Raw genomic sequence first — 25,656 nt, 5'->3', positions numbered from 1 at the left:
GGTCCATTTTTTGTGTGGGGGAGGGTGAATAAAGCTTCCATTCCTCTCCTTTATTTAGAGGTGTCTAGCTGCGGCTCCTAACCTTTCGGTCGTTCCACTTCTGACCATGAAACCAAAAAGCGGTTTCCCGGCCAGAAGCTCTAACGCCTCTCAAGGTTAAACAGTCGCCTCCGCTTTCCTATTCTTGTTCTTCGTAATGAGTAAATTGAATGTCCAATGTACGAAGGTACGTTTGCAGACCTGCATCTTGGATCGGGATAATGAATGCCGGCTCCCCGGATTCATTGTGGTGGGAATGCCATAATCCTGGAGGAGTGACGAAAGCTTTTCCTGTCACCCAGTCGATGCGAATCGGGTCAATGATTTCTTGTGTCTCCGGATTGATTTTATCTCCAACGAGCGTATACGTTCCAGGCGCTGCATAGGCAACAAAGTCAAGTGCTACTGATTTATGGCTGTGAGGAGCCTGATTGGACCCTACCGGAACGATCCCGAACATGGCCCATAGTACATGTGTAATCGTTAATGTTTGATCAAATTTTTCATTGTTTAATAGAATCGAGATCCGATTTTTTAAATGGGCATCCGGAGCATTCGCCACTTCATTCAACTTTGCTTCCGCTTGTTCCGCTGTAAAAAGAGTGGGTTTGAAGCGTGCTTCCGTCGCTTCCGCTCCTAAATAGTTAAGAAGAGGGGTATCAAGAATATAGTAAATTGCTGCATCTTCCGTCGCGGTGTGGCAGCTGACAGATCCGGATGGAAGCGTCAAGAAATCGCCTTTTTTCCAGTTGATCGTTTTGCCGTTCACTTCTGTAGTGCCGGCGCCTGAAATGATGTAGTATAACTCGCTCGTCGCGTTTGGTTTTGTATTGATGGAATCGCCTTCATTAATACGGATGAAATGGGCAAGAAGGGACGGGCTTGTTGCTGGATATTCCGTTCTCAACTCGTTCGAAAGATTCAATGTGACGATACGAGTTTCACCTGAGTTATAAAGTTCAGGCTCAAATTCCTTAGCCGGTATAGAACTGATGATTCCGCTTCCAATTGGATCCGCCGCAGTCGTATATTCGTAAAAACGGGCATCTCCGGTCCAGTTTTCATTTACAATTCCAACAGATAATTGTCCTCGTTGTGCAGTTGTCGACATATCAAAACCTCCAGTCATCTTTATGACCTTATCTTATCTTGCTGGAAGAGGTCTGTAAAATATATAATTTATATTATTATGATATGTTTTATGTATAACTGATTAGGAGGGAATGAAGGATGGAGCTTCGCCAATTGCATTATTTTCTTACCGTAGCCGAGGAGTTGAATTTCAGTCGTGCTGCAGAACGTCTTCGAATTACGCAGCCTCCGTTAAGCTTGCAAATTCAAAATCTAGAGAAAGAATTAGAGGTTCCGCTTTTTTATCGAAATAACCGGCATGTGGAATTAACAGATGCAGGAAAAGTCTTTCGCGATGAGGTTCATAAAATATTGGATCAGCTTGATCGTGCGGTCGAAAACACCAAACGTACCCACCACGGCGAAATCGGAATATTGAGGGTCGGATTTGTAGGATCTGCCACGTATGATATTCTTCCTGCCGTTTTGCGGGAGTTTCGCCGTTCGTATCCTAATGTGCAAGTACATCTTCACGAAATGTCCACACCCGCGCAAATCGAAGCATTGCGTCAAGAGGAAATCGATGTAGGAGTTCTAAGACCTCCTGTTGACGACGAGATGTTATGTACGGAAATTGTGTCTATTTCGCCTTGCGTGCTGGCCGTTCCGAAACAGCACCCTTTATTGGAAAGAAAAAACGTCTCGCTTGCCGATCTTCGCCCATACCCGTTTGTGATGCTGTCTCCCAAAACATGGGCCGGTCTTTATCAGGAGATTCTGGAATTATGCAATCCAATCATTCAGCAAGAAGCCCTCGAATTCCAAACGGTCATCGGGTTGGTGTCCGCCGGATTGGGAATCGCAGTCGTTCCTCAATCGGCCATGAATTTGCATACTCAAGAGGTGGTATACTTGAATCTAAATAATCAGCTTCCTGTCGCTTCGATGGGTGTCTCCTGGCGCACAAAAAACCAATCACCCCTTGTCAAAACGTTTATTAATATGATCAAGGAAGCAGGATGACGCTTGACGAAAGGAACACCTCACACTACAATAGGTAGTGTGAGGTGTTCTGCGATGAGAATACAAAAATTCAAGTTTAACGAGAAAGGTTTAAACCGTTTTTTCGGTCCGCTTGAAGCCAAGATCATGACCGTTTTGTGGGATGGTGAGGAAATGGCCATTAAAGATGTTCAACAGGCTCTAGAGAGAGAGAAAGCCGTGAATTTCAATACCGTCATGACCGTCATGAATCGCCTGGTGGAAAAAGGGGTGCTGCAAAAAAGAGCAGAAGGCAGGACTTCTTTATATCGGCCTATCCTTTCAAAAGAGGAGTTTTTTGACACACAATCAAAAGAATTGACTCACGAGCTCATCGATGAATTCGGTTCTCTTGTTGTGACGCATATGTTGGATGCTTTAGAAGACGTGGATCAAGGGCTTATTGAAAAGCTGGAGCAAAAAATAAAAGAATTAAAAAAGGAAAGATAATACATGTCAAAAAATCAATCAAAAATGATTTTTACAGCGTGTACGTTGATAGCAGGAACGATTCTTTTTCAAATGGGGATTTATACGCTTTATGTGTTGATGGGCTGGGATTTAACCTTCAATCTTATCGAAGTATGCCATAGTGCAGCAAAATCTCTTGGACTCACTTCAGTTGAATATATGCTGGATGCTCTCGTTTTTTACACGGTGCTTTTATCGGTATGGAAGATTGGAAAACAGCTTTTTACAGCCCGCAATACTTATAAAAAGTTCCTTCTGTACGAAGATGCACAGCTAACGAGGGAACTGAACGATATGTACAGTAAGGGAAAGCGAGATTTCACCGTCATTTCTTGTCCTGCCCCAATCGCTGTTACGATGGGATTTTTGAATCCAAAAATCATTCTTTCAACGGGCCTTTTGAATTTGTTGGATGAAAATGAGCTGGAGGCAGTCGTTTATCACGAGCTGCATCATAAAATACATCGAGATCCTTTAAAAATATTTTTGTTATCCCTTTTCGCATCGATTATGTGGTATATTCCGATTTTAAAGTGGTTTCACAAAAAGTATAAAATTGTAAGAGAAGTTTTGGCGGATCACTACGCAATCGATAAGCTCGGTTCATCAAGGGACCTGGGCAGCGCCTTATTAAAAATGCTGAAAACGGGAAGGCAAGCTAATCTGCCTTTTTCCTATGTTTCGTTTGCAGATACGTCCGTTAACTATAGAATCAAATATATACTTGATCCGCTGACGGAATTTCCTTTAAAGCTTCCAATTATGTTGACGATCACATCCATCTATGTGTTTTTTATGTTGTGTGTCTTATTTATCCTTGCACTGCTCTAATTTTTTTTAGTGAATTACACTACATAATGTAGTTTAAAATAGATGTCTCATCACAAATCAAACACAACCTATTTTAGAGGAGGAGATTATAATGGTGAAAAACGCAGAACTAGGGTCTTTTATCATTCGTTTAGTATTAGGTTTAACTTTTTTCGTGCATGGTCTTGCAAAATTTCAAGGCGGCATTGAAAACACGGCGGGCTTTTTCGATAGCGTCGGAATACCCGGTTTTTTAGCCTATGCGGTAGGGGGAATTGAACTGATCGGCGGAATTCTTCTAATGCTTGGTTTCGGGACAAGAATCATTGCAGGGGCATTTGCCGTCATTATGGTGGGGGCGATTTTTATGGTAAAGCTGAAAAGCGGTTTTGCTGGCGGATATGAATTGGACTTGGCGCTGCTTGCTATGTCTGCGCATCTTTTAGTAAGTGACAACCAGTTTCTTTCAATTGGCAATGTACTTGGAAACCGTGAAGCTGAAAAACACAGTGCATGATTTTCAAAGTGCCCGATTAGAGTCCAGCTGATCGAAAAAGGATGATAAAAAAAGAAAGAGGTTGAACACGTGGCAAAGTCGAAGAAAAAAACAGCATCGACCTCCAATCAATCTTCGAAATGGATTTTTTGGGTAGTTGGCTTATTTAGTGTATGTGTACTTGGTTTAATCTTTCTGGCAAAGGTGCCGGAAAAAGAGGCAGCTATTGAGTATGAAGGCCAGCCTTACTTGGGAGAGGAATCGGCTCCTGTTCAAATCGTCGAGTTCGGTGATTACAAATGTCCGGTTTGTAAAAATTTCAATGAATCCTTCTTTCCTTTAATCGAGAAGGAGTTCATTGAAACAGGTAAAGCTAAGTTTTATTTCATGAATTATTCATTCATCAATATCGATTCCATTCGTTCAGCCCAATTTGCGGAAGCGGTCTATCAAGAACTCGGAAATGATTCATTCTGGAAATTCCATGAGCTTTTATACAAGAAACAGCCGGAAGACACCAAATATGAAACAATGGATGTTTTTACAGACTCGTTCCTTGAAGAGACATTAAGAGAAGTTGTCAGCGACGAGGAAGCAGAAAAGGCAGTAAAAGCATTTCAAGAGGATCGTGCTAAAGATGCCTGGGATCAAGATATGTCTTATGTAGAAAAACTGGGAGTGACAGGCACACCGACCATCTTTATCAATGGCAAACAGTTCGAAGGCAATACCATGGAAGATTTTAAAGAGATGGTAGAAGAAGCGGCAAAAGAAAAGAAGTAGTGATGAATCCAGTCATGCAGAAAGCTAAAATATGACCATCATTTTATAAGCACAAGCTGCCGAACGGTATTGATAGACCCAATCGGCAGCTTTTTTGATTTCGGGCGCGGGCAAACATGTGTAATGTGATAAAAAGCACTGACTCCATGGATCAATGTGGTACACTTTAAGTGAACGAAAATGGAAGATAAACAGAGGTGTCCATAAATGAAAACAGTTTTAGTAATTGGCGGCGGTATTACCGGATTATCTGCCATGTATGAATTACATAAATGGAAAAAAGCGAATGGAGCAGATGTGAGACTAATCCTTGCTGAAGCGTCAGCCGAACTCGGCGGAAAAATTCGTACGGTAAAAGAAAGCGGCTTCGTGATGGAGGCAGGGGCCGATTCGATGGTAGCCCGGAAAGCAAACGGCATGACATTCATCGAAGAACTCGGGTTAGAGAATGAAGTCGTTTACAATGCCACAGGCCGATCGTTTATTTATACAGACGGAGAATTAAAGGCCATTCCTGCTGATTCCGTATTTGGAATTCCGGCAAGTGTGGAATCATTGGCAAAAAGCACTCTCGTCTCTGCTGACGGAAAAGTGGAGGCGCTGAAAGATTTTTACACGAAAAATGAAACGTTTACGAAAAACGATTCCATCGGAGCATTCCTGGAGCATTTCCTAGGAAAAGAATTGGTAGAAAAACAAATCGCCCCGGTGCTTTCCGGTGTATATTCAGGGGAACTGAGCGACTTGACGATTGCTAAGACCCTTCCGAATGTGCTCGAGTATAAAAATGAATACGGCAGCATCATAAGGGGGTTTGAGGCAAACAAGGAAAAGTTCCAAAGCGGCAAGAAGTTCCTTTCTTTCCAAAACGGCTTAGGTACACTAGTTGATGCCTTCGAAGAAAAGCTTGAGGAAGCGGAAATTTTAAAGGGGGTAAAGGCAAGCAAAATCGAAAAAGCGGGGGATCGTTATCACGTGTCTTTCAACAATTATGAAACGATTGAAGCGGATTATGTTGTACTTAGTATTCCTCATAACGCTGCGGAAGCATTATTCGATGACGAAGAGCTCAAAAAAGAGTTCACTGGTTTGAAAAACAGCTCACTGATCAGCGTATATGTGGGCTTTGACGTTCCGGACAGCTCCCTTCCGGCAGACGGAACCGGATTTATCACGGCAAACAACGATGAATTGTCATGTAATGCCTGCACGTGGACAAGCCGAAAGTGGGAGCATACGTCAGAAACGAGAAACTTGCTCGTCAGGCTGTTTTATAAAAGCAGCCATCCATTCTTTGACGCATTACAAAAAATGACCGAAGAAGAACTGCTTGAAGTTGCGCTTGACGATATTAACAAAAGCCTTGGCATTAAACTTGAGCCGATTGCCAGTGAAGTAACAAATTGGCCGGAGAGCATGCCGAATTATCTCATTACCCACCCAAAAATTGTTGAAACGATTGAACACCAGCTTGCGGCAGCATATCCGGGAATCATGCTCGCCGGTTGTTCGTATTACGGAGTCGGCATTCCGGATTGCATCCAAAATGGTGAAAATACCGCGAGAAAGATTATTGAAAGTCTTTGATGAAGATGACTCAAAAAGTACTTTTTGAGTCATCTTCATCAAAGGACCCGTCATGATAATCCGGTAAAATCACGGGTTCAATGACGGGTCCTTTTAGTTTAGTTCATTTGCGGTAAAAAGATTCATTAATGTTCCGAGCTGTCATAAAGCTCATATGCACGCAATGTTTTTTTCATTTTTACTTGCTCTGTCTGCTCGTTTTCTTTTCTTCGCTTGTTCATTTCTTTATGTTCGTTCACATGTTCATCGCGTGAGATCCATGCTTTGAAGGCATCTTGTGATTCCCACTTTGATACGTACACGAACTCGACCGTGTCTGTATTCTCTCTGCGCCAGCACTCAAAAGAAAGGATCCCTTTCGCCTTTGCCAATTGGGCTTGATCTTTTTCGCGCTTCTTCACAAGACGCTCCTCGTATGCTTTTTCGATTTCAAAAGCAGCTGTATTGACAAACATTTGAATCATCCTTTCATCGTTTAATGTTTTTACTATTCTAATCTAGCTGTGGCTCCTAGGGGCTCGAGGTCAAAAGCTCATCCTTTCTGTGGCAAATGGCGCCACGCCAAGGCCGCTCTTTTGCTTGTCGCCCCTGAACAGTCGCCTCGCTTTATCATGTTAGATACGAAGCTGATTAGAATAAAGGCCACGATAAAATCCGCGTTGTTTCAGCAGTTCCTCATGATGGCCTTGTTCAATCAATTCTCCGTCTTTAATGACTAAAATACGGTCTGCCTGTTCAATCGTCTTCAAGCGGTGGGCAATGACAAAGCTCGTTTTTCCCTTCGTCAGATTGCGCACCCCTTTTTGAATCGCTACTTCTGTCCGCGTATCAATGTTAGACGTGGCTTCATCTAAAATTAAAATATCGGCGTCCGCCAAGATGGCTCTGGCAATCGAAATCAATTGTTTTTGCCCCTGGCTTATATTGGCTCCCCCAGATGTGATCCGGGTATTATATTGATCTGGTAAATGCTTGATAAATCCATGGGCCGCTGCGGTTTTCGCCGCTTGTATGACTTCTTCATCCGTCGCATCCAATCTGCCGTAGCGGATATTTTCCATGACCGTTCCGGAAAATAAATAGGGGTCTTGCAGGACAATCCCGATTCTTTTCCGTAAATCTCTTATTCTATAATTCTTGATATTGTGACCGTCTATGAGTATTTCACCAGAATCAACATCGTAAAAGCGCATAAGTAAGTTAATGATCGTTGTTTTACCGGATCCTGTTGGTCCGACAAGGGCGATCATCTCACCGGCTTTCGCCCTGAAATGAATATGCTGTAAAATGCTCTTTTCCTGATCATAGCTGAAGTTCACATCGATAAATTCGATATTCCCGTGAAACTTCTGAACCGAAACTGCATCTCTTTTATCTTTTAAATCCGGTACTTCATCCATCGTTTCAAAAACGCGTTCCGCTCCTGCAAGGGCCGCTTGAATCGAATTAAGCAATGTCGACATTTGATTGATCGGCCTGGAAAACTGCCTAGAGTAAGTGACGAACGAAGCGATGATTCCGACCGTTGTCATTCCTTTTAGCGCCATTATCGCCCCGACACTAATAACGAGTCCCAACCCTAAGTTACTGAGGAAGTTATTGGATGGTCCTAGAAAGCCGGAGAACATGTCCGCGCGCATTGCAGATTGACGCAGCCGTTCATTGATCGCATGAAATTCAGTAAATGTATCATGTTCTTTACCAAATAGCGTAATGACTTCGCTCCCGCTAATGGATTCTTCGATAAACCCGTTGAGTTCTCCCAAATCCTTTTGTCTTTTTGAAAAGTTTTTTCGGCTTACTCGAACGATTTGTTTTGTCACCAAAAGCATCAATGGAATGGTTATAAAGGAGACAATCGCTAATATCCAATTCAAAGAAAACATGGCAATCGTGACACCTGTAACCGTTAAAATCGACGAAATGATTTGGATGACGCTTTGGCTCAATGCTTGATTCAAGTTATCAATATCATTCGTGAACCGGCTCATTAAGTCCCCATGCTTATGCCGATCGAAAAAGTTTAAGGAAAGCGTTTGAAGCTTCGTGAACAAATCTTCACGAAGCGTGCCGATGGTGCTTAACGACACATTGACCATCATATAGGCCTGCAGCCAAGTGAAAAGGGAAGAGGCCGCATAAATTCCGAACAACATGCCTGCCATTTTGATCGTACCGGATACCTCCTTCGGGATAATATAATGGTCGATAATGACCCCGATATAATAAGGGCCCAATAAACTCAATAACGAGGAAAGAATGACAAACAGCGTTGATAACAGTAAACCGGCTTTCTGTCTCTCCATATACTTCCAAATGCGAAACAAGGTGCCTTTCGGGTCCTTCGTTTTAGCAGCAGGGGCGGGTATTCTTCCTTTCGGGCCGCTACCGCCTGTGGATTGCTGTATTTTTGTAATACTATTCAACGACTACCCCGCCTTTCTCCGCTTGTGTATGGTAAATCTCTTGATAGAGAGGACAGCTTTCAAGCAATTGACGGTGTGTCCCGGTCCCGACAATCTCCCCATCGTCCATGACCAGAATTTGATTGGCGTGGATAATGGATGAAATTTTTGAGGCGATGATAAAGATTGTTGTATCATGAAATTCAGATTCCAACGCTTGGAGAATCGCAGCTTCCGAGTTTGCATCAACGGCAGAAGCGGCATCATCTAAAATGAGAATTTGCGGCTTTCTGACAAAGGCTCTTGCAATCGATAATCGCTGCTTCTGACCGCCGGACAGATTTGTCGCGCTTTGAGTTAATTCATGATCAAATTGACCTTTGAACTTCTCGATAAATTCCGCGGCACATGCCTGGTCGGCTGCTAATCTCAGATCTTCCTTCGTTGCCGATGTTTTACCAAATTTAAGGTTGTTTTCGATACTGCCGGAAAATAAAAGCGGCTTTTGTGCAATATAGCCAATCGCTGAACGAAGGGTTTCAAGCTTGATGTTCTTTATATTAATACCATCAATAAGAATGTCGCCTTGATCCGCGTCGTACAGCCTTGGTACCAGCTTGCCTAATGTGGTTTTTCCGCTTCCGGTTGGCCCGATGATTCCAATCTTCTCTCCTTTAGAGGCTCTAAAGGAAAGATGTTTTAGAACGTGTTCACCATTTTTGCTGTAGGAAAAAGAAACATCCTTAAACTCTACATCTCCTTTAATAAGCGAAACTTGCTCTGAATCTATGAAGCTTTCGATCTCATTTTTCGTTTCTAATACTTGCCGAATCCGATCAGCAGATGGAAAAGCACGCATTAATTGCATCAGAACCATACTGCTGGACATGAGGGCCATTAAAATAATATTCAAATAGTTGATAAATGCGAGGATGAATCCGACTTCCATTGCACCTTGATCGACCCGTACCACTCCAAGCAAAAGGGCCATCACGATACCGATATTAATGACAAACATTAATATCGGCATGAGGATCGTAATGATCTGGTCGGCTGTCATCGTCGTTTTCGTTAATGAATCATTGACCTTTTTAAACAGGCTGATTTCGTAATCTTTACGTACGAACGCCTTCACAACCCGGATTCCCGCAATGCTTTCCTGCAGCTTTGTATTAAGCTGATCTATGTTTTCCTGGACCCGCTTAAACCATGCTCCCGCTTTCCTTGAAAGCAGAATAATGAAAAATAATAAAACCGGAATCAGAATAAAAAGAAGCGGAAAAAGCGCTGGTGCCTGAAAAAAGACAATCAGGATGCTTCCGATAAAAAGAAGAGGACCTCTTACAAACACGCGAAGTGTCATCATTAAGGCCGTTTGCACCGCTGAAATATCACTTGTTACGATTGTAATTAGTTTTCCCGTGCCAAACGAATCGCGGTTTTCACTTGAGAAATATTCCACCCTTTGAAAAACATCCCGTCTAATATCCGCGGCAAAATTCACAGCCGCACGTGTACTGTAAATGATACATCCGACCCCGCCTGCCAGCCCAATGACTGCGGCAGCGAGCGTCAGTATACCCATTTGTACGACGTATGCCATATCGTCATTTGCGATTCCATTATCAATCATTTTTTGCATCATGAGCGGCTGCAAAAGATCCATCGTTACCTCTAACGCCATCAATAATGGGGCCAGTATGACAAAAAGCTTATAAGGCTTTGTATAGGCTAGCAATTTTCTGACCGATTTCATTCCTCATACTCCTGACTAATCATTCGCTTCTCTGACCAGTTCATCAGCTCATTTCTTCCATTTTTGATGATCGACACGAGCTCAGACGCAAGGGCCGGATTTTGCAATACGATTCTTGCCGCATATTGAAATTCCAAATGAAGTTTCTCCATCTCTTCCTGCAGCAATGCCGCTTCCTTTGATTGCTTCCATTTTAAGCGGATGAGCCATTCTTCCCAAAACACTTCATCCTCATCATGAACAATGTCCGATAAAAATTCCAAGCCTTGAGGATTCAGCGTATATACCTTTTTATCTCCTTGTTCATCAACCGAAATCAATTCTCTTTCCAATAAATCCTGTAGAGCGGGGTAAATCGTTCCGGCACTTGGAGAATAAAAGCCTTTACTCCGCTCTTCCAACAGCTTCATCACTTGATAGCCATGCCGCGGCTCTTCCTTCAGAAGCTGGAGGATTGCCAGCTGGATGAGACCTCTTCGTTTGGTGAATTTTGTTTTGATTTTTTCTCGAAGGTGCGGCGGCTTTTCGTAAAGATGGCGGGCTTTTTTCAGCCCTTTTTCGGTAATTGAAAAGATTCCATCCTTCATCGAAAGGACTTTTTCATTCAGTAACTGATTGATTATAGGAGCTGGATCAGGAACTTTATTACTTAAAACCTGCAGCAGCTCTTCCTGCTTCATATCCTTACGGCTTATATGCGTAAGGATTGTCAGAACATCTTGTTTATTTACACGAGACATATGAAACCTCCAATATCATCGATTTATTACGATAAATATTAATCGATATATATAAAGATAGCAAGAGATATATCGATTATTTTTATTCGATATATTTCTTTTTTCTGTTTTCTCATTAAAATCTCTGTTAAATCCTTTTTATGGATCGTGCTGTAATGGAGGAGGGGGACATATGTATATAGATCGATTTAGAAAATTGGACATGACCAAAGAACAGCCATGTCCAATTTTCTAGACCTAAGCGGATGACACCCCCCCTTGCGGGGTTGGCGCCATCCGCATAGGTGAACCTTTGAGAGCCAATTCAAGTGGTCTAAATAACCGATTGTGAATGTTCCTCGATCGAATGAAGCTGTGTCGAGTTATTTAGTGGAATGTATATAGATCTATCAGTGATAGAAGTCAAATGTAACATCATGGTCAAAGAACGGTTATATGTTGACATGAGGACTGCGCTAAAAGTCTACCAGAATCATCAATAGCACAAAAACGCGAAATAAATCGAATGTTGGAAGCGTTATCGCTGGAGAACGGACTCATGAAACATCCATTGCTCGCATATTCTTATTTTAGAATAGGAGGCGGTATATGTGATGGTTATCGAATCAGCCAAACGAATGGTGAAAGACTTGTATCCGGTTGTGGTAGCGAAAAGAGGGGAAATATTTGAGGATAGTGTTACAGTCGCTGCATTAAAGAAGTATTTAGATGACGATTACGCTGTCAGCCTATATGTGGGATTGGCCATTATATACCGATTAGAAGCCGAAGGATATGTATCAAAGCCGTTGGCGGAATTTGAGTATCGGAGAAAACTGCTGAAATGAAATGGGTTGGACACAGACAAATAAAAAACGTGCAACAATCAGCACGTTTACTCCCATTCGATATTCACCTTAATTTTACCTAAATTTCGGTCAATTTTAGCCACCAAGTCGTGCAGCTCCCCATTTTCCAATGCAGAGAAATCTTCTCCTTTTTCTTTGCTTAAAGTGATTGTTTGATTAATCAGCCTCAGGCACGATTTAATCAGAGACAAATCCATTTGTATGGCTTCCTTGCTAAGAATTTCGACATTTTTATCCATCGTAATTTCCCCCGTTTTATGTAGTTGGTACATCGTTCCCAACACTGTTGAACTTGGTATTTTTCTATGTTTATCGTCCCCAATATTTGTATTTAATTGTATTATCCTCTAAACAAAATATGCTGACAACTATAAATAAAGCTGAATATATCACGGAATGAACACCTAGTAGAGGTCGTCAAGCGGGCACTAACTATACTTATTAACTAAACTTAAAAAACAAAAATCCCTTGAGAGAAATGATTTCTACTATTTTACAGAGTATGTTCTTATAATGAATAGGCCTGATCCTAATTGGATACAGGCCATTAAGCATTACATCTAATACTTCTTTATCCCACCTTAACGGGCAGTAAAACTCCCGCTTCCAGATTCGAGAGAAGCAAAGAAGATAAGTGGGAGATAACTGCCCGTAAAGATCCGATAAGTCTCGCTAACCATCAGTGGGGGATGAAGAAAACCCCCATTGATAGAAGTCTCACTTTATATTTCTAACTCTTAATATCCCAACTTAGAATTTACGTATAAGTGCTTTTCTTTGACTGTAGTTCCATTCTTGACAGATATACTGAAAGCATAAAAGCGATCATTAAGAAAAACACAATCATAAAAGTTAAGCCTCCCCATCCGAATTGGGACCAACATATCCCTCCGATTGTTCCACCTGCACTCGAGCCAGCGTAGTAAAGAAATAAATATAAGGAAGAAGCCTGTGCCTTGTTTTTTAGAGCGCGTTGTCCAACCCAACTGCTGGCAATCGAATGGCCGCCAAAGAATCCAAAAGTAGTAAATGCAAGGCCTATTATCTTAATAAATAAATGAGAATTCAACGTTAAACAGACGCCGATAAATATGATTAATAAATTAATGATTAATATTTTTTGTCTACCGTGATGACCTACCAATTTTCCTATCCAAACAGAGCTGAACATTCCGATAATGAAAATCGTAAATATCCAGCTTACGATGTTTGGACTCAATGAATAAGGCGGTGCAATTAATACATAACCAATATAATTATATAATGCCACATTCGTCCCTAACAGCAAAAACCCTAAGCCAAATAAACAAACCAAACCCGGATCTTTTAGATGTTCAATTAATGATTTTCCTAACTTTCCAATTTCTAAATGACGAGATTTGAAATTTTGTGAAGGCGGTAAGCTCATCCAAAAAATGAAGGTGGCCACTAAGCTTATTACACCAACGCTTCCTATTGCTATATGCCATCCAAAATAATTACCTACTATACCCGAAATCATTCGGCCACCCAAAGCACCAGTGGCATTTCCGCTGATATACAGCCCCATTGCCGTTCCTAGACTATTAGACTCCATTTCTTCTCCAAGATAGGCCATTGCAATTGAGGGGAGACCAGCTAATGCAATGCCTTCAAGGGCTCGAATGACCAGTAAGACGTGAAAATTAGGGCTGAAAGCAGCAATAATGCAAAGTAAAGCAGATGCGAACATCGAAATGACCATGATGGGCTTACGTCCCCATACTTCAGATAATGAACCGAAAATCAGCATACTGAAAGCCAAAGCAATAGTTGAAATGGATAGCGGCAGGCTTGCAGCAGTTGGAGAAATGTTGAATGATTGGGTGAATTCCGGCATTAAAGGCTGTGCACAGTAAAGAATAGCAAATGTATTGAAACCAGCAGCAAAGAAAGCAAAGTTCGTTTTACGAAAGACTGGTGTACCTTGTTGAATGTAACTCATAATACAATCAACCTAAAATTTGTATGGTGTTCCTCATACTGCATAATCAATCATTCCTTTTAAAGATAATTATTTGTAAAAAAGCGATTTGGTTCTATACGATGACAAACAAAAATTTTTTACTTATAATCCTATAGATTGTTTGCACAAAAGCCTTATATATTAGGGAACATCCTCGAGTATGTTCTTGAATTTTATATTACCATCGACGGTGTATGTTGTATAATTCATTATAATAATGCTTTTAATGAATATATGGAATGAAAGGGGTGTAATGAATGGAGTGGCAACAATTTGAATATTTCCAAACTCTGGCACGCATGCAACACGTGACGCGCGCGGCAGAGGCACTATCCATTACCCAGTCTGCTCTCAGCCGTTCGATTGCTCGATTTGAGGATGAAATAGGTGTTCCATTATTTGAACGTCAAGGACGTTCGATTAGATTGAATCAATATGGCCACATTTTTTTGAAAAGTGTAGATGCGATGATGAAAGAATTTAATAAAGGTAAACAAGAAATTCAAGATTTGCTAGAACCAGAGCAGGGACAAGTATCTCTCGGCTTTCTGCACACGCTGAGTACGAATCTTATTCCAGATTTAATTGCTTCTTTTCGTACCGACTATCCAAAAATCAATTTTCGGCTTGGACAAGGACCCTCCCATACTATTCTTGAACAGTTGCAACGAGGTGAATTGGATCTTTGTCTAATTGCTCCTATGGAAATGAAACCTCCCATTCAATGGCAACAACTTTGGTGTGAAGAGCTCTTTGCTATAGTCCCTAAACACCACAAATTCGCTGGCTATGAAAGTATCACGTTAGAAGAAATGGCAGATGAATCATTTATTCACTTAAAAAAAGGGTATTCTCTCCGACTAACGATCGAACAATTATTTAAAGAAGCGGGAATCACACCTAAGATTACATTTGAAGGAGAAGAAGCTGATACCGTAGCAGGGCTTGTGGCTGCTGGGTTAGGGGTTTCCATTTTACCGGATTTGAAGGGGGTAGACCAAAGTAAACTATCACAAATACGGATACGTGGACGGAAATGTCAACGGGTAATTGGACTTGCTTGGATCCAAGGAAGATATTTATCACCGGCAACTCAACAATTTAAACAATTTGTGATAGATCATTTCTGCGGATTGGAATAGGATTTTTTGTCAAGAGAATGATAGACCTGTCTTCAACATAGTAAAAAATTAGCTGAATCATTATTGTGTGAGTGTAAGCATTATTAACCCAATGAGAGAAACGAAGAGGGGAAAAGCTTGTATTTACCAAGAGTTGCATACTTGAAAAAGTTTAGAAGTTTTTATATGAACAGTTACTGCCATTGGACAGACTGCTTTTTCTGCCGTATACTAAACTAATCATTTTTATGTAAAAATATAGTAGAGTTAGGCAGGAAAGGTGTTTGACATTTATGCTTCATAATCCAACAGGAAAAGAGCGTTTAGCATTGGCTTTTCTTCTCAGCATGCTTGGAATGCTGGGGCCGTTTAATATTGATATGTATTTACCGAGCTTTCCCGATATCGCCAATGATTTAGGGGCTCGTGCCTCGCTAGTACAGCTCAGCTTAACAACATGTCTAATAGGACTTGCAATCGGTCAGCTAATTGTTGGGCCAATTAGTGATGCACAGGGTAGAAGGAAGCCCTTATTAGTATCTATTGCCTTATTCGCATTATCATCACTTCTCTGTGCTTTTGCACCCAATATTACAACGTTCATAGCAGCCCGGTTTTTACAAGGCTTCACCGCTTCAGCAGGGATTGTTCTTTCTCGTGCGGTTGTGCGTGATGTGTTTAGCGGAAGAGAGCTGACGAAATTTTTCGCGCTTTTAATGGTTATAAATGCAACGGCTCCAATGATTGCGCCGATGGCCGGCGGAGCGATCTTGCTTTTGCCGTTTGCAAACTGGAATACCATTTTTTATTTTTTAAGTTTGCTCGGACTTTTCATTGTTGTGATCATTGCTTTGGGATTAAAGGAAACATTGCCGCCGGAGAAGCGAACTCCAAGTTCAGTTCGACATTCTGTTCGCACGATGGGCAGTTTGCTGCGGGATCGTTCGTTCATCGGCTACGCTTTGACTGTCGGGCTTATTCATGGGGGGAGTTTTGCCTATGTGTCAGGAACTCCTTTCGTCTATCAGGGCATCTATCATGTATCGCCGCAAGCTTTTAGTATTTTATTTGGCATTAATGGTTTAGCCATTATTACGGGGAGCTTTATCATTGGGCGGTTTAGTGCAATCATTCACGAACGGAAATTGCTTCGAACTGCCGTCATGATGGCTGTAAGTGCAACCTTCATTCTTCTTATCATGACCATTATCGAGGGGCCGCTGGCTACGCTCGTCATCCCGATTTTTATTTACATGGCCTCTATGGGCATGATTATCACAAGCTGTTTTACGCTGGCAATGAAACATCAGGGACACCGGGCCGGAAGCGCAAGTGCCTTGTTAGGTTTATTGCCGTTATTACTGGGATCCATGGTCTCACCGCTTGTCGGCATTAATGAAGAAACAGCAGTGCCAATGGGAGCGATATTATTTACCACCTCTTTTATGGGTTCTATCGTTTTCTTGAAATTAACGAAAAATGAGGAACAAATCGAACAAAGTGTAAGGGTAAACGCAGGGGGCTGATGTTATTAGAAAGCACTGCGGAAAGCCACAGGCACTGGAGAAATACCTGAAGATAAATAATAGCCATATTTTTTCTCATCAGTCAACGACCTAAAATGAGTTAAAATATGGCTGTTGTTTTAGTTAGAACTTCATGCAAAACATTCGTCATACGTCATTTAATTAACTTCCACAATAGTTGATAACCGAATAGACAAGATGTTCTCTTGTTGATCTTTTAAAGAAAGGGTTTGCTCTGCCAAGTTAAGGTTTTGAACATACCCCTTGCATTTATGAATCACCCCATCTTTATAATAATTAATTGTGATTAAGCCTGTTTTGATTAACTGTTTTAAAATCATTTCACTCTCTCCTCATCTTTTGAATTTTATTGAAAACTATAAAGGTTTTCTTAAATTAAGTATACCAACAAAATGGTAAGCGTTTACACGTATTTTGTGACACCTTTGTGAAATTTTGAACAATAGAGGAGAAATTCATTTTGTAAACCAGCTCTTTAATGGAAAGAGGATACTATAAATTTTAAAAAATATCTTCATTCCACATTTTTCCTGAAAGAAATGCGTTTTATGCTTATATTCCCGGGTAAACAACCTATGCAAGGCAATACAAAATGAAGGGACTGGTCAAATTGGAAGATTTAGCAGCGACTTCGAAATTCGTATTGATTCCTGTGAACAGCAAATTTGTTTGGCGAACGAAAGGCACTACTGTCGCCAATCATTGGACGTAACGAAAGGCTGCTAGATTTAGCAGAGACAACATTTATTTCAAAGATTAAAAAACGGACAATACCAAAACGGAAGGACTGATAAGCATGAGTGTCTTAACAGCAAATTCGGTGGAAGTATTGTTCCAGCCGAATAAAAGATTTGTATGGTTAACGAAGGGAACGCTTGTGAGAAACCGGTATATTCCACGTAAGGATCGTAAACGAGTTACAACAAATCTCCCCGTAGAAATTTACTTTTAATATAGAAGTAATAGGAAGGGTCCATACCAGATTGGTGTGGGCCTTTCCTATATAACAGAAAATGTAGTTTGATGGAATACAGATTCATAATTGTTCAGATTTCCCCTAAATAATCCATATTTGATTTCCGTTTATAATCAAAAATATTTAAAATGCGTCATCTTTATCTGGAAAGGTTATAATAAACTGGAAGAAGCAGACATGAAGAAGGCTTTCTTATGGGAAACCTTCAAAGGAAGAAAGGGGATACGATGACAAAAGAACTAGGATGGAATTTAGACAATAGTTATGCACGTCTGCCAAAAGCATTTTTCACCGATCAACACCCACACCCTGTACAATCGCCGAAGTTAGTTATTTTCAATGATGCGCTGGCAGCATCATTAGGGTTGAACGGCGAGGCGCTGAAAAGCGAAGACGGCGTAGAGGTGTTTGCCGGCAACAGGATTCCTGAAGGCGCTTCCCCGCTTGCTCAAGCCTACGCGGGGCATCAATTCGGGTATTTTAATATGTTAGGGGACGGCCGGGCTGTGCTGCTTGGCGAACAGATGACTCCGTCAGGCGACCGGTTTGATATCCAGCTTAAGGGACCGGGGCGCACGCCATACTCCCGCGGAGGCGATGGTCGAGCGGCACTTGGGCCGATGCTGCGCGAATACATCATCAGCGAAGCGATGCATGGACTTGGTATTCCTACCACCCGCAGTCTGGCAGTGGTGACAACGGGTGAATCCGTCATTCGCGAAACCGCTCTTCCGGGTGCCATTCTGACTCGTGTGGCTGCCAGCCATCTGCGTGTTGGCACCTTTCAATACGCTGCAAATTGGGGCACAACCGAGGATCTTCAGACCTTGGCCGACTATACATTAAAGCGCCATTTTCCAGACGTTGAAGCCGATGAGAACCGCTATCTTTCGCTGCTTCAGGAAGTGGTTAAGCGGCAGGCTAGGCTGATTTCGCAATGGCAGCTGGTCGGATTTATTCACGGAGTGATGAACACCGACAACATGACCATCAGCGGGGAAACCATTGATTATGGACCTTGCGCTTTTATGGATGTTTATGACCCGGCAACGGTATTCAGTTCCATTGACAGGGAAGGCCGCTATGCCTATGGCAATCAGCCTCCTATTGGCGGATGGAATCTCGCTCGATTTGCTGAATCTCTATTGTCGCTGCTTCATGATGATCAGGATCAGGCTGTCGAGCTGGCACAGGAGGCCATTTCAGAATTTCCGAAATTGTATCAGCATCATTGGCTTTCTGGAATGAGAACAAAACTGGGGCTGTTTACTGAAGAGGCAGAGGATCAATCTCTTGTTGAAGATCTTCTCGGTATGATGCAAAAGCATCGTGCAGACTACACCAACACCTTCCGCGCCTTAACGTTTGATAAGTTGGAGGGTATGGAACTGTTTGGAACCCCTGAATTTTCCCAATGGCATGAGCGGTGGCAGGCAAGACTCGGCAGACAGGACGAACCGAAAGCCTCCTCAAGTCAGTTGATGCGGGACAGCAATCCTGCGGTCATTCCTCGGAACCATCGGGTAGAAGAAGCACTGGAAGCCGCGAACAATGGGGACTACAGTGTGATGGAACGGCTTATTGATGTTCTTTCCCGTCCGTTCGCGCACGTTCCTGAACAGGATGATTACTGCACATTACCTGCGCTGTCAAACCGTCCTTACCGAACTTTTTGCGGTACCTGATATAGAGCTTTTGACTCAAATACTTCGTTCATTCTAAATCTTAGAATGAACGAAGTATTTTTGTGTCTTTAGGTTATTTTAACGAAAAGGAAAAACGAAGAAAATATGAAGAAATAGAAGCGAAGCTATTTTATGATGCTTATAGATCATTCAGCCAGCCACGCAGGTCATGAGTATTTGATTGGTATCAATCTGTTTTATACCACATTTTTCCTGCACAAAACGTGTTTTGTATCAATCCAACCGGGTAAACAACCTATGCAAGGCAATACAAAATGAAGGGACTGGTCAAATTGGAAGGGTTAACGGAAGATTTAACAGCGACTTCGAGATTCGTATTGATTTCTGTGAATAGTAACTTTATTGGGCGGACGAAAGGCACGCCTGTAAGAAACAGGTATATTCCACATAAGGGTCGAGAATGAGTTACGACGAATTTGCCGGTAGAAATTTACTTTTGAATAGGAAGTAGAAGAAAAGGCCCATACTAGGTTGGTGTGGGCCTTTTCATATGGAGATAATCATATAGGATGAATAGCAAGATTAGATTTTTAATATTCGCCTTAACGATGAAACAGCTCCCCAAATTCCGATTAGATGACCAAAGATAAGAAGAGTCAAACAAAAAATAGGAAGGAGAGGAAGGGGAGAAATGAGCGTAAGAAAAGCAATATCTATATATTTATTGAAATAGCTATAAGTAAAACAATACCCAATCACAACAAGTAAGCTGGCGATGGATGCCCCTAAAAGCCCGATGAGTGAGCCTTCGATATAAAAAGGGAACCTGATGAAATGGTTGCTGGCTCCTATCAGCTTTCTCAGTTGGATTTCTTCTTTTCTGGCTAGAACCGTTAGTTTTATTGTATTTGTCACTAAGTGAACAGCAATCAAAGTAAGGCAAATAATAAAAATAACCCCGATGATACGAGCTAGTTTCGTTGATGTAAACAGGGGATTTACTACGCTTTCTGCGTACACCACTTTATCCACTTCGTCTAATTTTTCCACCTGTTTCGCAACAGCTGTTACATCTTGCGGCTGTTTTGTTTTAATAACCAATAAATCATTTAAAGGGTTATCCTCTTTTAATGTTTGAAAAGCTGCACCTTCATCACCTAAGCTTTCCATAAAACTTTGAAGCCCTTCATTTTTTGAAATAAACTCAACGGATGACACATGTTCAAAGGATTGTATCGTGTCTGTAAGTGCTTTTAAGTCGGCGGAATTAGAATTTTTTAAATAGACGTTTATTTCAACATTTTCCTCTACTTTCGTCGTCAAATGGTTTAAATTTAAGGTTAGTAAGACCGTTAGCCCAATGAGGAAGAGCATAAAAGCCAGGGAGCTAACGGAAGCAACGGTCATCGAGCCATTTCTTTTGAAATTGTTTATTCCTTCTCTTACATGCCGATGCCAATACGTGTTCCGTTTCAACTTGTAAGCACCTTCCCTTTATCATCACGAAGCATTTTTCCATGGTCCATTACAATGATTCGTTTTGTTGTATGTTTAATAAACTCTTGATTATGAGTGGTCATGATAATCGTGGTGCCTTGTTTATTAATGTCTTCAAGTACACTCATAATTTCCCATGCCGTTTTTGAATCTAAATTTCCGGTAGGCTCATCTGCTACAATAATGTTAGGTCGGTTTACGATCGCTCTGGCAATCGCTACTCGTTGTTGTTCGCCCCCTGACAATTCTTTTGGAAAATAATCTGCTTTTGAATCAAGCCCAACGGTTGCCAATGCTTGTGATACATTGTCAGAAATAAGATCTAAGGGAATACCGATCGCTTCTTGGGCAAACGCAACATTTTCAAACACCGTCATTTTCGATAATAAACGAAATTCTTGAAAAACCATCCCGATGGATCTTCTTAAAGAGGGGATATCCTTTTCTTTTAATGACGATAGATTAAAGCCATTCACAATAACTTCGCCGCCTGTTGCTTTTTCTTCTCTTGTTATAAGTTTATTTAGCGTCGATTTACCTGCTCCGCTCTCACCGATGATCAAAACAAATTCTCCTTCTGATATATGAAGATTCATTTTTTTGAGGGCATGCACGCCGTTTTGATAGAGTTTCTCTACTTCTTTAAATTCAATCAATCTGTTTCAACTCTCCTTTTATATAGATCGACTTAGAAAATTTGAGGGTAAATTCAAGTGGGCTGGACCTCCGAATGTAAATACCTCTCGATAGAATAAATTCGTGTCGAGTTATTAAGTAGAATGTATATAAATAGGGGTGATATAAAACTCCTAAACTTATACATCTAATTTCCATAAATCGTACTGATAGATCACCTTCATTAATTTGGCTGCATAGTTTGGATCAGTCGCATACCCGGCATCATGAATGCCATGTGCATAATCGCCAATGGTCTTGGCATTTTTTAAATGCTTTTGGTATCTTGGTCGTAATAATAGATTTGTATGAGCTGCCATACTATCATAATAAGTGTTGTACTTGGCAAACTGGGCTTTGGTGACGATTTTTTGGCCATCTACATATTCGGTTGTATCCATATGTACCGAACCGGCTGTACCTGTTCCTTTCACTCCAAATAAATTTTTTGCTTCATAAGCAAGGCCTGATAAACCATTATAACGACCAGAACTTTCCAGCAGGATTTGACCTAAAATGATAGACGCAGGAATTCCGTTTTCCTTTTGCAGTTTTTGGGCATCGGACACAAAAGGGGATATAACGGAATGGATGATTTGAATATTCCCATGATAATTACCATTGTCGTTATTAATTAAGTTAAGAATCTCTTGACTATTTTCCTGTAATAATTCAAGTGCCAATGTTTTTCCCTGTTCTTCTTTTTCCAATTGTGTTTTCTTTTCGCTTAGGGTTATGGTTAACGTTTCTTTTTCTTTTTTACTTTTTTCTTGATTTGCTTTAAGTAATTCAAGGGCTGCTTTTTCTTGTACCGTCGATTTTTGTAATGATGTTACCTTTTCTTTAATTTCCGCTACTTTGTTCTGATTTTGAATATATTCTTCAATGAACTTTTTATCTTCATTTACGATGATGTCATAGGAAACAAAGTAATTAATAAATTCTTCAAAACTATTAATAGAAAAAACAACATTTAAAAAAGACATTTGACCTTCTGTCCGATAATAGGAAGATACCCTGTCTTTAAATTCTGCTTCCCTGTTTTTAAGTAGAGTCGTTATTTCTTTTTCCTCTTCGTTTAAATCCGCTATTTCCTCGTTAATTTTATTTAATTCTTGTTCTTTCTTTTGGATATTTTTATTCGAGTCCGTAATTTGCTGGTTTAATTCTTGTATCTTTTTTTGAGTGGCTTCAATTTCTTCCTGGACTTGCAATTTCTGTTGAGTCACTTCTGATAAATCTTGTTCGATTTGTTGTGTTTGTTCTTTAATCGTCTCCGCACTGGCTGTGATAGGAGCTGTTAATAAAGCAAGAACACAAGAAGATAACAAATATACTTTTTTATTCATTATTGTGATATCCTCCGTTTTTCTTTATCCTTCGTTCTGCATTTTTGTGAGGTTCATGCAATAGATAGTCTGTGTAGTGGTAGATTTCCATTTTTGATGATACCAGAGTTAAAATTGAAAGTAAAAGCGTATGCTGCAAACTAACTTCATAATTTTACCACCCTATAAAGGACTAAAGCTAATGCGATTTTTTTGTTTTATACCATTTTTAAAATTACATTTATTAGAAATCATCATATATTACGACGACTGTAGAAGAGTTTGATAGAATAGAAGCAGGAATTATTTATTTTTTATAAAACAAAAAGAGGTGATTTTTCATGTACACTGTTTTTTCGACCTTCAATGTTCCAGATGGAAAAGCGGATGAAGTCATTAATATTTATAAGAATAGATCACGTTCTGTCGACCAGGCAGAAGGATTCGTGGATTTCTTCCTTCTTCAAAATGACAAGAAGCCTGGGGAATTAACCGTGCAGCTTATTTTCTCAACGAAAGAAGATTATTTACGCTGGGTAAGGAGCGAGGAATTCAAGAAGATTCATGAACTGGAGAAGAAATACCCTGATCAAGAATTGGCCGCAGTCATTCCAACCGTTAAACAATATAAGGTGGTGGCTAAATGACAAATCTTAACATTCATGATATGGTGGAAAGAGTAACAGAAAAAATTTATGAAAAAGACCCTACTTTAGTCAATCGTTATGGAGATAAAGGAAGGGCTAAATGTATAGAGGATAACCATCACCATTTCAAGCATTTAGAAACAGCTTACGAATTAAGGAACGGGCAATTTTTTATAGATTATGCTTTATGGTTGAACGGAATCTTGCAAAAGTTTGGAATGAGTACGGAACTTTTGATGGATAACTTTGCTTTTATAATCGAAGTGCTAAGAGAGAACATTCATATCATAGACGCTCAAAAGCTCGAATCATACATAAACTATTTGGAAAAAGCGAACGAGGTGTTGGCCAAGAAAAATGCAACGAAGTCATCGTGACGAGGGGGAGAAAGATGGAGGCTGCTGAAAGATTAGCTCGATTTTTTTTAGATGGAGATTGTGACGGGGCCATCCAACTGATTAAACAACAGCCGAATCAAGATTGGATGGTTCTTTATCGAGACCTGTTCACCCCTGCCATGTACGAGATTGGTGAACTTTGGGAGAAAAATGAAATCTCGGTCGCTGATGAACATTTAGCCACAGGCATTTGTGATTTTGTTCTTTCAAGGCTTTTTCAAATACGAAAGAAAACGGCTCCTTCGAAAAAAGCGATGTTTCTATGCTTGCAAGGTGAGCAGCATTATTTAGGACTCAAAATGGTGAATAACCTTTTTGAGGAAAGGGGTTGGGAAACGAAATACTTTGGTTCCAGTTTGCCTTTAGAATACGCACGGCAGACAGCCCTAGAGTGGAAACCTGAAGTGATTGGATTATCCGTATCCATCGTTTATAATCTGCCAAATTTGAATAGTTATGTTAAAACATTATCTGCTCTGCCTCATAAACCTCATATTTTAGTAGGCGGCAGGCTGGCTCATCGCTATGATTTAAGCCCCTATACAGAACAGAAAGCAGAAATATTAACCAATCTTAGGAAGGTTGAAGAATGGTTTAATCGATTTGAAAAGAAAGGACCGCTGTCTGACTATGAACGTCCAAATGCCAGTACCTTATATTAGAGTAAATGTTCATGGGACAATTGAGCATTTATCTCATCAAGCAAAACAATTGTTAAGGAAAGATGTTACTTCAATTTTGGATTGTTTTGATGAAGAAAGTCATAAAAAGCTTACAAATTATATGATGCCGTTTGAAGGGGATAAGAGCTTTGAAGCAAATATAAAAAGTATCGAGCATCCTTTCCTCCTTTGTGATGTGTACATTTCATGGGAAAAACATTTTGCCAATATGATCTTCATTCCTAAGGGCCATCAAATAAAAGGACTTGAAGAGAAGATCCATGATTTAAAGAAAAGGCTGGCATCAACGGATTTTGAACTTTTCGAGAAAAAAGAAGCATTAGAACGGACAATGAAACGATTAGATGAACTCTCCGGACCATTTATCCCGATCAGTGAAAAAATCGCTTTCGTACCGTTATTCGGCGATATTTCGGAAGGGAAAATGAAAACCATTACTGGCAATGCCTTAAAAGCAGCCTATGAAGGTGAGTTTGAAGAAATCCTATTTGATTTTTCAGCAACGGGTGAGATTGATCCGGACGGTGTATGTAAATTAAACCAACTCTTTCAAATGATTCAATTCATGAACGGAAATCCTGTGAAAATCATGGGGATCAAACCAAAGCATGCCCGGCAGCTTCATACACTGCAAGTAGATTGGCCTGTTTACTACGAAACGTCGTTAAAAGCGTTTCTCCAAAAAATAGAAGTTACAGATTAAGCAGACTCACGACGTTAATAAGTGAGTCTGTATTTTTGTTGATAAGAAATATAAATTTATCAGAAAATTTATAATATTTAGTATTTACAAATAGGCTTATTTCTTGTATGATAAATATACACCATACATACACCATAAAAAATCACACCAACTATATCATGAAAGGGGAGATGTACACGTAAAATCCAACATAACATCAAATGAGAGAGGCGTGATTCCAGTGAAGTAAGTAAGGCGAAGGCAGATGATTTATATGCCTGGTACACGAAACAGCCATTATAAAAAACTCTCTTGCCATGGGGAGATCCTCCTAATTATATAAAAGTCAGTGAAAGGATTTATCAACATCATGAATGAAGAAATAGTGTAAGCGACCTTGTACTTCCTCAGAGGATGAACGAGGT

General features: G+C 40.5%; 25 protein-coding genes. 14 read left to right on the top strand and 11 right to left on the bottom strand.

Annotated elements, in window-relative coordinates; all coding sequences use genetic code 11:
* Positions 1 to 178 precede the first annotated feature (178 nt).
* Positions 179 to 1,150 (bottom strand): cupin domain-containing protein, encoded by a 972-nt coding sequence (locus tag BK575_RS17235; protein WP_078412013.1) that lies wholly within the window; start codon positions 1,148 to 1,150, stop codon positions 179 to 181.
* Positions 1,151 to 1,269: 119 nt separating this feature from the next.
* On the opposite strand from BK575_RS17235, the gene BK575_RS17230 reads away from it, so the two are divergent.
* The 6 genes from BK575_RS17230 to BK575_RS17205 all read left to right on the top strand — a co-directional run bounded on the left by BK575_RS17230 (position 1,270) and on the right by BK575_RS17205 (position 6,298).
* The gene (locus BK575_RS17230; RefSeq protein ID WP_078412011.1) at positions 1,270 to 2,133 is read left to right on the top strand and encodes a LysR family transcriptional regulator; all 864 of its coding nucleotides are present in this window, start codon (positions 1,270 to 1,272) and stop codon (positions 2,131 to 2,133) included.
* A 54-nt stretch (positions 2,134 to 2,187) separates the two neighbouring features.
* Positions 2,188 to 2,601 (top strand): BlaI/MecI/CopY family transcriptional regulator, encoded by a 414-nt coding sequence (locus tag BK575_RS17225; RefSeq protein ID WP_078412009.1) that lies wholly within the window; start codon positions 2,188 to 2,190, stop codon positions 2,599 to 2,601.
* Between the two features lie 3 nt (positions 2,602 to 2,604).
* On the top strand, positions 2,605 to 3,453 hold the full coding sequence (locus tag BK575_RS17220) for a M56 family metallopeptidase (protein WP_078412007.1): 849 nt from the start codon (positions 2,605 to 2,607) through the stop codon (positions 3,451 to 3,453).
* Between the two features lie 91 nt (positions 3,454 to 3,544).
* Positions 3,545 to 3,949 (top strand): DoxX family protein, encoded by a 405-nt coding sequence (locus BK575_RS17215; protein WP_078412005.1) that lies wholly within the window; start codon positions 3,545 to 3,547, stop codon positions 3,947 to 3,949.
* A gap of 69 nt (positions 3,950 to 4,018) precedes the next feature.
* Positions 4,019 to 4,711, top strand: coding sequence for a DsbA family protein (locus BK575_RS17210; RefSeq protein ID WP_078412003.1), 693 nt, complete (start codon positions 4,019 to 4,021; stop codon positions 4,709 to 4,711).
* A gap of 207 nt (positions 4,712 to 4,918) precedes the next feature.
* Entirely contained in the window at positions 4,919 to 6,298 is a 1,380-nt protein-coding gene (locus BK575_RS17205; protein ID WP_078412000.1) for a protoporphyrinogen oxidase, read from the top strand.
* A 125-nt stretch (positions 6,299 to 6,423) separates the two neighbouring features.
* Here BK575_RS17205 and BK575_RS17200 read toward each other — a convergent pair whose 3' ends face one another.
* From BK575_RS17200 to BK575_RS17185, 4 genes are all read right to left on the bottom strand, one after another.
* Entirely contained in the window at positions 6,424 to 6,753 is a 330-nt protein-coding gene (locus BK575_RS17200) for an antibiotic biosynthesis monooxygenase family protein (protein WP_078411988.1), read from the bottom strand.
* A gap of 159 nt (positions 6,754 to 6,912) precedes the next feature.
* Complete coding sequence (locus BK575_RS17195) at positions 6,913 to 8,706, bottom strand: ABC transporter ATP-binding protein (protein WP_328589555.1); 1,794 nt, start codon at positions 8,704 to 8,706, stop codon at positions 6,913 to 6,915.
* 10 nt (positions 8,707 to 8,716) lie between these two features.
* Positions 8,717 to 10,459 (bottom strand): ABC transporter ATP-binding protein, encoded by a 1,743-nt coding sequence (locus BK575_RS17190; protein WP_078411986.1) that lies wholly within the window; start codon positions 10,457 to 10,459, stop codon positions 8,717 to 8,719.
* The gene (locus BK575_RS17185; protein ID WP_078411984.1) at positions 10,456 to 11,199 is read right to left on the bottom strand and encodes a PadR family transcriptional regulator; all 744 of its coding nucleotides are present in this window, start codon (positions 11,197 to 11,199) and stop codon (positions 10,456 to 10,458) included. The genes BK575_RS17190 and BK575_RS17185 overlap by 4 nt, the downstream gene beginning before the upstream one ends.
* 590 nt (positions 11,200 to 11,789) lie before the next feature.
* Between BK575_RS17185 and BK575_RS17180 the strand changes: the two genes are divergently transcribed.
* Positions 11,790 to 12,026, top strand: coding sequence for a hypothetical protein (locus tag BK575_RS17180; protein ID WP_078411982.1), 237 nt, complete (start codon positions 11,790 to 11,792; stop codon positions 12,024 to 12,026).
* 47 nt (positions 12,027 to 12,073) lie between these two features.
* On the opposite strand, the gene BK575_RS17175 is transcribed toward BK575_RS17180, so the two are convergent.
* Both BK575_RS17175 and BK575_RS17170 read right to left on the bottom strand, forming a co-directional pair.
* A complete protein-coding gene (locus tag BK575_RS17175) occupies positions 12,074 to 12,286 on the bottom strand; it encodes a phosphoglycerate mutase (RefSeq protein WP_078411980.1) in 213 nt (70 codons plus the stop codon).
* Positions 12,287 to 12,804: 518 nt separating this feature from the next.
* Positions 12,805 to 14,010, bottom strand: coding sequence for an MFS transporter (locus BK575_RS17170; RefSeq protein ID WP_078411978.1), 1,206 nt, complete (start codon positions 14,008 to 14,010; stop codon positions 12,805 to 12,807).
* A gap of 278 nt (positions 14,011 to 14,288) precedes the next feature.
* Between BK575_RS17170 and BK575_RS17165 the strand changes: the two genes are divergently transcribed.
* Both BK575_RS17165 and BK575_RS17160 read left to right on the top strand, forming a co-directional pair.
* Positions 14,289 to 15,173, top strand: a complete 885-nt coding sequence (locus BK575_RS17165) for a LysR family transcriptional regulator (RefSeq protein WP_078411976.1) — start codon at positions 14,289 to 14,291, stop codon at positions 15,171 to 15,173.
* A 272-nt stretch (positions 15,174 to 15,445) separates the two neighbouring features.
* Entirely contained in the window at positions 15,446 to 16,678 is a 1,233-nt protein-coding gene (locus BK575_RS17160; protein WP_078411974.1) for a Bcr/CflA family efflux MFS transporter, read from the top strand.
* Positions 16,679 to 16,836: 158 nt separating this feature from the next.
* Here the strand turns inward: BK575_RS17160 and BK575_RS17155 are convergent, their stop codons facing one another.
* A complete protein-coding gene (locus tag BK575_RS17155) occupies positions 16,837 to 17,019 on the bottom strand; it encodes a YolD-like family protein (protein WP_078411972.1) in 183 nt (60 codons plus the stop codon).
* Between the two features lie 883 nt (positions 17,020 to 17,902).
* Here BK575_RS17155 and BK575_RS17150 point away from each other — a divergent pair.
* On the top strand, positions 17,903 to 19,360 hold the full coding sequence (locus BK575_RS17150) for a protein adenylyltransferase SelO (protein WP_078414838.1): 1,458 nt from the start codon (positions 17,903 to 17,905) through the stop codon (positions 19,358 to 19,360).
* Positions 19,361 to 19,903: 543 nt separating this feature from the next.
* Here the strand turns inward: BK575_RS17150 and ftsX are convergent.
* The 3 genes from ftsX to BK575_RS17135 all read right to left on the bottom strand — a co-directional run bounded on the left by ftsX (position 19,904) and on the right by BK575_RS17135 (position 22,842).
* Positions 19,904 to 20,797, bottom strand: coding sequence for a permease-like cell division protein FtsX (gene ftsX, locus BK575_RS17145; RefSeq protein ID WP_078411970.1), 894 nt, complete (start codon positions 20,795 to 20,797; stop codon positions 19,904 to 19,906).
* Positions 20,794 to 21,474: a cell division ATP-binding protein FtsE gene (ftsE, locus tag BK575_RS17140; protein WP_078411968.1), complete on the bottom strand. Its 681-nt coding sequence runs from the start codon at positions 21,472 to 21,474 to the stop codon at positions 20,794 to 20,796. The genes ftsX and ftsE overlap by 4 nt, the downstream gene beginning before the upstream one ends.
* Before the next feature lie 159 nt (positions 21,475 to 21,633).
* Complete coding sequence (locus BK575_RS17135; RefSeq protein WP_078411966.1) at positions 21,634 to 22,842, bottom strand: glucosaminidase domain-containing protein; 1,209 nt, start codon at positions 22,840 to 22,842, stop codon at positions 21,634 to 21,636.
* Between the two features lie 320 nt (positions 22,843 to 23,162).
* On the opposite strand from BK575_RS17135, the gene BK575_RS17130 reads away from it, so the two are divergent.
* From BK575_RS17130 to BK575_RS17115, 4 genes are read left to right on the top strand one after another with little or no spacing between them, the layout of a single operon-like run.
* Positions 23,163 to 23,468 (top strand): antibiotic biosynthesis monooxygenase family protein, encoded by a 306-nt coding sequence (locus tag BK575_RS17130; protein ID WP_078411964.1) that lies wholly within the window; start codon positions 23,163 to 23,165, stop codon positions 23,466 to 23,468.
* Positions 23,465 to 23,845 carry a hypothetical protein gene (locus BK575_RS17125; RefSeq protein ID WP_078411962.1) on the top strand — a complete coding sequence of 127 codons (381 nt, stop codon included), beginning with the start codon at positions 23,465 to 23,467 and terminating at the stop codon, positions 23,843 to 23,845. The genes BK575_RS17130 and BK575_RS17125 overlap by 4 nt, the downstream gene beginning before the upstream one ends.
* A 14-nt stretch (positions 23,846 to 23,859) precedes the next feature.
* Complete coding sequence (locus BK575_RS17120) at positions 23,860 to 24,528, top strand: cobalamin B12-binding domain-containing protein (protein ID WP_078411960.1); 669 nt, start codon at positions 23,860 to 23,862, stop codon at positions 24,526 to 24,528.
* A complete protein-coding gene (locus BK575_RS17115) occupies positions 24,497 to 25,252 on the top strand; it encodes an STAS domain-containing protein (RefSeq protein ID WP_139368064.1) in 756 nt (251 codons plus the stop codon). Before BK575_RS17120 ends, BK575_RS17115 begins: the two co-directional genes overlap by 32 nt.
* Positions 25,253 to 25,656 lie beyond the last annotated feature (404 nt).

Origin of the sequence: Priestia abyssalis, assembly GCF_002019595.1 — a bacterium.
In the GTDB taxonomy this organism is placed as follows: Bacteria; Bacillota; Bacilli; order Bacillales; family Bacillaceae_H; genus Bacillus_BA; species Bacillus_BA abyssalis.
Note: the sequence above shows the minus strand (reverse complement) of the source record. Positions and strands in the feature narration are given on the sequence as shown.